Origin of the sequence: Serratia sp. J2 (assembly GCF_046269175.1) — a bacterium.
In the GTDB taxonomy this organism is placed as follows: domain Bacteria; phylum Pseudomonadota; class Gammaproteobacteria; order Enterobacterales; family Enterobacteriaceae; genus Chania; species Chania fonticola_C.
In genome coordinates this window covers 1-7134 of record NZ_JBKABN010000059.1, presented here as the reverse complement: position 1 = coordinate 7134, position 7134 = coordinate 1, and the positions used below count along the sequence as shown (strand labels likewise).

Annotated in this window: 8 protein-coding genes; all 8 read right to left on the bottom strand. The window is 50.4% G+C overall.

Annotated features, from left to right (window positions below):
• Nucleotides 1–232, bottom strand: a 232-nt coding sequence (locus ACKWMY_RS27590) for a hypothetical protein (protein WP_409487464.1), incomplete at its 3' end; no start/stop codon positions are given.
• A 62-nt stretch (nt 233–294) separates the two neighbouring features.
• Nucleotides 295–996: a fimbria/pilus periplasmic chaperone gene (locus tag ACKWMY_RS27585; protein ID WP_409487463.1), complete on the bottom strand. Its 702-nt coding sequence runs from the start codon at nt 994–996 to the stop codon at nt 295–297.
• 57 nt (nt 997–1053) lie between these two features.
• Nucleotides 1054–1599: a fimbrial protein gene (locus ACKWMY_RS27580; protein WP_409487462.1), complete on the bottom strand. Its 546-nt coding sequence runs from the start codon at nt 1597–1599 to the stop codon at nt 1054–1056.
• A 648-nt stretch (nt 1600–2247) separates the two neighbouring features.
• Nucleotides 2248–2382 (bottom strand): LuxR C-terminal-related transcriptional regulator, encoded by a 135-nt coding sequence (locus ACKWMY_RS27575; protein WP_409487465.1) that lies wholly within the window; start codon nt 2380–2382, stop codon nt 2248–2250.
• 1 nt (nt 2383) lies between these two features.
• Nucleotides 2384–2803, bottom strand: a complete 420-nt coding sequence (locus tag ACKWMY_RS27570) for a hypothetical protein (protein ID WP_409487461.1) — start codon at nt 2801–2803, stop codon at nt 2384–2386.
• A gap of 144 nt (nt 2804–2947) precedes the next feature.
• Complete coding sequence (locus ACKWMY_RS27565) at nt 2948–4123, bottom strand: fimbrial protein (RefSeq protein ID WP_409487460.1); 1176 nt, start codon at nt 4121–4123, stop codon at nt 2948–2950.
• Between the two features lie 23 nt (nt 4124–4146).
• Nucleotides 4147–6783, bottom strand: coding sequence for a fimbria/pilus outer membrane usher protein (locus tag ACKWMY_RS27560; RefSeq protein WP_409487459.1), 2637 nt, complete (start codon nt 6781–6783; stop codon nt 4147–4149).
• Between the two features lie 74 nt (nt 6784–6857).
• Nucleotides 6858–7134 (bottom strand): molecular chaperone (locus tag ACKWMY_RS27555; protein ID WP_409487458.1); only part of this gene is annotated, 277 nt, incomplete at its 5' end.

The following is a 7134-nucleotide window of genomic DNA, read 5'->3' as shown; positions in this document are numbered from 1 at the left end:
CAGTTTTGTAGGTCCCCGGCAGGGCTGAAGCGCCTATGGCAAAGCGGCTGAGATCGACCGATGCTTCATTATCTACATTCAGAAACGACGAATCGAACTCGAGGCTTGCCGGGATGGTTCGTGACGCAGGGGCTTCCTCTGCCAGAGCGCTACCCACCAGAAAAATCGAGAGCGCCGCTATCCCCATAAGGGCGGCGCGATCCCAGGTGATATGCCGCAGAAATTTTGACATCTTGCCCCCTCAAGAGCTTGATACCGAAGTCATCACATATACTTTGAATAGCTAAAGGGATGTTATTTAATGACAGCGTCGATGGGGAGCACTGCGCCGTAGTCATTAACAAAGCTTGCATTGATTTTGCTACCTGCGTTGCCCGCCAAGTTGAGTGCCAGAGTTGAACGCGGTGCGACCATGGCGTTATCGAGTTTCTTGCCGTTGACCGACAGATTGACGAAAGAAACGTAATATGGGGTAGGATTGTTAGCCTGCACTTTACCGCCCTGGCTGCCCCAGGTGACGGCTTTAGCCGCGTCGTTGGCATTACCCTCCAGGCCTTTTGGGCGAAAGAACAGTTTGATGCGGGTACGGAAAGCCATCTGCAGCTTATTCTCGCCGGTTGCGGCCTGGCTCTTGGCTGGGACTTCCAGCACGTTCAGCCAGAACACCGATTCTTTATCCATCGGTAATGTGCCACCGGCATAGCTGATACGTAATGTCTGGGCTTTACCGGATTCGACCCGGTTCATCGGTGGGGTCAGCACAAACGGCACTTTTATCGCGGCAGGTTTGGCATTGGCATCGCCGTTATCGATCCAGCTTTGCAGCAGTACCGGCGAAGGGCCCACGTTGCTGATTTTGACGCTGACTTCTTTGGCATCGGAGGGGTAGATGACGCGAGTGCCACTGACTACCACACTGGCTTGAGAGTGGGCGCTGAATAAGGCAATTGCTGTGAGGGTAAAAACCTGGTAGGTGTAGTGAGAGAAAAGTTTCATATAAAAACTCCAAACCCAATATGAGACAGGGAGGGGAATTCCCCCTCCCGGAGAGCATTACTGATATTGAATAGAATAGACGACATTGCTGACTACGGTGCCCGGAGTTGTTGCCCCTTCTGCGTAGTAGCGCACAGCGTATGGCAGGTTGGCGCTACCGCCAGACACGTCCACGTAGGTGGTGGCAGTTTTCTGGTTCTGGTTACCGGCCTGGATCACCGAGCGGGAGCTGCTGGAGGCATCGAGCAGTTGCAGGCTGACGTTGGTCGCCCCACCGGTCAGGTTCTTCAGACGGCCGGTGACAGAGTCAACGGAAGCGCCCGCTTCGAAGAAGGCCGAGGCCGTCTGCAGGGTGCCAGCACAGTTGTTCAGTGACATCACGAAACCGGTTTCCCCTGCGGTCTTGGTGGCCGCATCCAGCAAGTTGGTCCCAATGGTTGGCAGCACGACGGTGGCATCAGCGGCCTGCCCATCTACAATCACATCACAAGTGGAAGCGGTCAGTTCTCCGTTAAAGGTGATGGTACCGCTAGAGGCGGCTTGTGCCAGACCAACAGAACCGAATGCGGCGACCAGGGATGCAACGATGGCTAACTTTTTCATATATTTCCTACTTACCTTGTATAGAGTAAACGATCCGGATATTCCGGTGGTGGAATATCATTACAATGCCCGAGGCGATATAAGTACAATATGGCTCGGTAAACAGCGCGGGAAACGTTTGGCGATAAGAGACGGTGTCAATTAAACGGTGTGACTGAATAATTCACACTGAATAATAAACAACAATCCCCTGTTGAATAGCTTTAACGGTGCCTTTGTTTCTTTATCAGTCACGCATCAGTGAGTCTGTCTGACGTGCTGTCTTGCTGTTGAAACAAGAATACGGTCAGGTAAGGAAAATTCCGAATGAAGTAATATAAAGTTGTGTTGTTTTGTGATTTTTATTAAATAAGTCAGTGTGTTAAGTAATGATCTTATGGTGAAAAAAACAGATTCTTCATCACTTTGGTAAGCAAAGCAATGATTACATAAGAAATTTGCTTAATGCCTTGATTATTTTATAACATTAATGAATTTACCTTGCAGTGACGTGGTGTGTTGCTGAAAATAAGTGAGTAGGAGGTGGGGGTGAATGTTATGTTGTTAATGTGTGACATTTTATTGGGGTCTTGGCGGATAGAGGGAAGCCTGCCCCATCGCGCTATAGTTGTTGTGGGGGCAGAAGAGTGTCAACCTAGCCAGTAAATATCACGCTATCTCGGTACACAAAAATTTCCCCCTGAAGGGCCAGATTTCGAACAGGTTTCTGCCACCCAGTTTGTGAAATGCATTTCGCCTGTGTGCATAAACCGTTTTGGTTGAAATAGATAAACACTGGCCTATTTTAGTGGCTAATGGTGTGGCGCATAACGATTCTTTCCTGCTTAGTCAGTGGTTCTTTGATTACGTGATATTTCAGGTTTTCAATTTCATTATTATCTGAAATTCTATTTAAAATATCATCAACTGTGGCATCAGTGTCGAGGAAAACATAACGGTTAAATGATAGTCTGAATTTTTCTTTACGGGTTGTCGGGATGAAGATCAACTTGCCAGGCAATCCCCCGGTTGAAATCAGAAATGAAAGCTCTATGCTGAAGTTTGCAGTGTGAAAAACAAAAATATCCTCATTATAAAATTCGCCGAATGGTTTTTTATCAAACTCATTAGGATGGATTTTTTTAATATTAGCTTCATTAAAGGGAAGTTGCTCTTTAATACCCATAAAGAAAAAGTTATTTTCTGTTACGATGTATATACTCATGGTTTTCGTCCTTAAATTTTTATCAAGCAATATCCACTTTTCATAATTGCAGGTGTTTTTTTTCTGTGGGAGTTGCAATAATGGCAACAACTCCCGTAAAAGGAATGGGGGTTTAAATTGATACAGCTATTAAATGATGCCTAATTAATAATAGTTTATTGTAAATGTCACCTTGCCATCGGCACGGCCTGGTGTCACTGTTGAAGCCGTTTGTATATATCTGGCAGATAACGGGATAGCAATATTTTTACTGCCGTCTTTAGGTAAAACCATTAGCTGCTCATTACTTAAATTAAACGGCGTTGGATTGACATCCCCCCAGCCCAACTGTATCCCTACCCCTGAAGCAGCTGAGGATGAGGAGGCGTCTATTGCCATGATACCGTTGGCTGCATTAACCACCGAAGTGTTGGGCACTAATCTAATGCCTACATTATTACTGGTCGATGCAGGAATAGTGCTGGCCCCGCCTTGGCTGTAGTCAAACATTTTGACTACGTTTTGGTTGTTATAATAGCCATAAAACGTCGGGCAGTTTTGTAGCGCAAGATTGGTTTTCACCCAAAGTGTCGTTGTCCCCACTCCAGTAAAGGTTTTATTGGCATCAAAGCTGCCTAACGGCACAACAACATCTGGTGTAGCACATGTCTGAGCCGAAACCGTCAATGTCCCCTGGAATTTTAATATATTACTGATTATTGGGAACCCTACAACATTCGGAGAGCCAGGCGCATTGTCATAGAATAATTTTGCTGTAGGTAGGTTGGCTGCACTTAATGTATAACTTCCAGGGGCGATGGGTCCAATTTTTACCAGGTTGATATACCGGGTACTACTAATTACGCGATTGTAATTTGTTGTTCCAGTCATTGCCTGTGTTCGAGTCCCGCCATTTGCAAAAGGAGCGTCAATAGTCACAGCGTTCCCGTTATCGTTGATGGCGACGCCAATCCCAGGTATCCCAGATTGATAAGTTTTTCCACCGAATGGTGAACCGGTCCAGCTTGCCAATGGCAATGGTGCCGTTGCAATTCCAAGATTAAACGTAAAATTGTAACTGTCTGGAACGGTTGGTGTTGTACAAGTTATATGGTACCCAGCACTTGTTCCACCGAACCAGGATCCCCGATAAAGCATGGTTCCATTCGGCATATCTACCCCCGCAGAGATATTCATCGGTGCCAACTGGATGGTATCCGTTCTGGGGACGGAACCATCATAGGGCTGACACGTAACCTGGGCCTGCACCGTATTGGAAAAGAGTACAACCAACCCGCCCAACAGGCTAAAATTAGTTTTCATGGAAAATATCTGTTTCATTGTGTTTTCTCCTCTGTCAGGCATTAAGCTGGTACCGAATGACGAGTATTAGTCGTTTGCCCTGCATTTGTCTGGCAAACAGAATTAAATTGTTGTATCTGGCTTTCGGCCTGCTTTTGTCCGTTGGCCACCGGCAGCAGCATATAGTTGACGGTGCACTGCATCGCACTGCCTTCGCCCCATTTCACCTGCAACTGCCCCTTGTCTTGCGCAACGCGGGCATAAAGTTGTCCCCCTTGGCCCACCGACCCCACATTGTTGCCTTTGTTATCAAAGATGTCTGCGCCAAACGGCACCGGCTCGCCCTGATAGGTGGCATTGACCAAAATAGGAGTACCCCGTTTGGTGCTGTATTTCACCTTCACCACAGCGCCGGAGTATGGCGCCACTTTCTGGCTGGTGTTGTCCAGCTCCACATCAGAAGAAGTACCTTTCGGGTCGATGCTAATGTCATTCATCTGGTACGGGTTCAAGTACGGCACAACGGCGTAGCCGTGCGAGTCAATCTTCACGCCCGGATACGAAGACACGCTGGCTCCTTCGGCCCCCTTGGCTTCAACCAACGCAAAGGTGTCCGAGGTGTACGGGGTAAAGGTCACGCCACCCGAGTGTGCAATCACCGTACCGTTCATGCCTGCCGAGGCGCTGTGGTAACCTTGGCCTGTGCTGATGGTGCCGCTCAATGCCGTTGCCGGGCTGCGGTAGTTACCGCTCAATGAGCCGCTGGAGCCTTGGCCCTGGTTAGCGTTCATGGCGGTCACGCCATAGCTGAACTGGTTGTCTGCGCCTGCACTGCCGGATACGGTCGCCTGCTGGCCATAGCGGCCACTGCTGTCATGCGACAGGTCCATACGCAGTTGCGGCGTATGGGTTTGGTCGTCCCGGCCCAGCGGCAGGCTGAAGCTCAGCAGGTAATTGGTCTGCGCCGTACCCAGACTGGAGAAGCTGCGGTTGACGCTCAGACCATAAGACAGGCTCTTGTAACGGTTGTTGTAGCCCATCTGGTACTGCTTTTCGCTGCCATCCCGGTTCCAGTAGTTTTGCAGAGAACCACTGACATACAGTTGTCCCCAGTTATCCGGCAGCCCCTGTCCTGCAGTCAACGTCATACGGTTTTTGGCCCGCCAGATGGAGTCCGGAGAATACCCTTGGGCTACTGCATCACGTGTTTGCATCGCCGTCATAAAATCCATGTAGCCATCAGTCGAAAAGCGATAAGCGGCCAGTGACAGATTGCTGTTGGTTTCGCTGATAAGTTTACTGTAGCTCACCTGATAGCTTTGACCACTGAGGCTGTTGCCTGGCTGGTGCTGACCATTATCATTGGTACTGTTTTGCAGGTGCGTACGCGCCTGGGTCACATCAAATGCCACTGCACCAATCAGTGTACCCACCGCTGTGCCCAGTTGCAACGCATAATAATCCTGGCTGACCTGCATGCCGCCGTAGCCGGTAATGCTGTTGGTCAGCCCCCGCTGATAGGTAGCCTGATATAACGCCGGTTTTTCCCGCAGGCTGTCGCTGCGTACTTCGCCGCCCGTGATGGCATAGCGGGAGGTGCCCGGGCGCAACAGCTGGGCGACCGACGCATAGGGTACGGTGAACGTTTGTTCGGTACCGTCGGATTCACGCACGGTGACCCGCAGATCGCCGCCGTAGCCGGTCGGATACAGATCGTTGATCAGAAACTCCCCGGGGGTGACAGTGGTTTCATACAGCACCTGGTCACCCTGGCGTACGGTGACACGAGCGTTGGTCCGTGCGATGCCGCGAATATCCGGCGCATAGCCACGCAGGGACTCTGGCAACATGCGCTCGTCGGTGGCCAATTGCACACCGGTGAACGGCAAGGTGTCAAACAGATCCCCGGTAGTGTTCGACTGGCCCAGCAGTACGCGAGCCTTGAGGGCGGGGACATCGCGCTGCATGTAGGTATTGATATTGCTGTACTGGCTCGGCCCGTTGTCCATCCGGGTATACGAACCATTGTGCCGCAGGTACCAGGCACCGACGTTAAGCCCGGCGTTCACGCCAGCAAACAGCGAGTTAAAGGTCTCGCCATGAGATTCGCTGGTGTAGCCATTGACGTTATAGCCCAGCTGCGCGGAGGCAATACCGCTGTCCCAGAGCTCCGGGCTGACGGTACCCCGTGCTGTGTTCAACATGTAGACCTGGGGAATGACGATATCCAGGCGTTGTTCGTTGCTGTCAAAGCTCACCTGCGCTTCGGGTAATTTATGCTGCAGATCCAGACACTGATCGTCCGCTTTCTGCGGGCTTAAAAAGTCTGCAGGCAGTTTGTCGTAGTTGAACGCGATATTTTTGACGATATCGGGTGTCAGGCAAGGGTAAACGGTTTTGTCTTCCCGGGCCTTGAATTCGATATCGACATTACTGACCAACTGGTCGTTGACATACAGGGCGGTTTTATACACGCCCGGCAATGCCGAGGAGCCGTTGGCAAAGCGGCTGAGATCGACCGATTTCTCATCATCAACATTCAGGAAAGAAGCATCGAACTCCAGATTCTTTGCGATTTCTTGCGGTGCAACGGCGGCCGATTCGGCAGCATGGGTGCTCCCCACAAAAATAGTCGATAAAATGGCCAGTGCCAGGGGGGAAAGTCGCCCCTGGAGGCTAGGTTGCAAAGATTTAGACATAAAAAATCCCTTCAGAACTGATTTCCTGAATAATGATGAAAACGGTAATTAATGTGATGGGACGTTGTGGGGGCTTATTTCACGACTGCATCGAAGGGCAGTACGGCACCGTAGTCATTCACATAGTTTCCGCTGATTTTGCTCCCCGCTTGGCCCGGTAAATCCAGTGTCATGGCGCTGCGTGGGGCGATCATCGCACTGTCGAGCTTCTTGCCGTTGACAGACAGATTGACCAGCGAGGCATAGAATGGCGTCGGGTTGGTTGCCTGGATCTTGCTTCCCTGGGTATTCCAGGTGACCGCTTTGGCGGCATCGTTGGCATTGCCTTCCAGACCCGCCGGGCGATAGAAC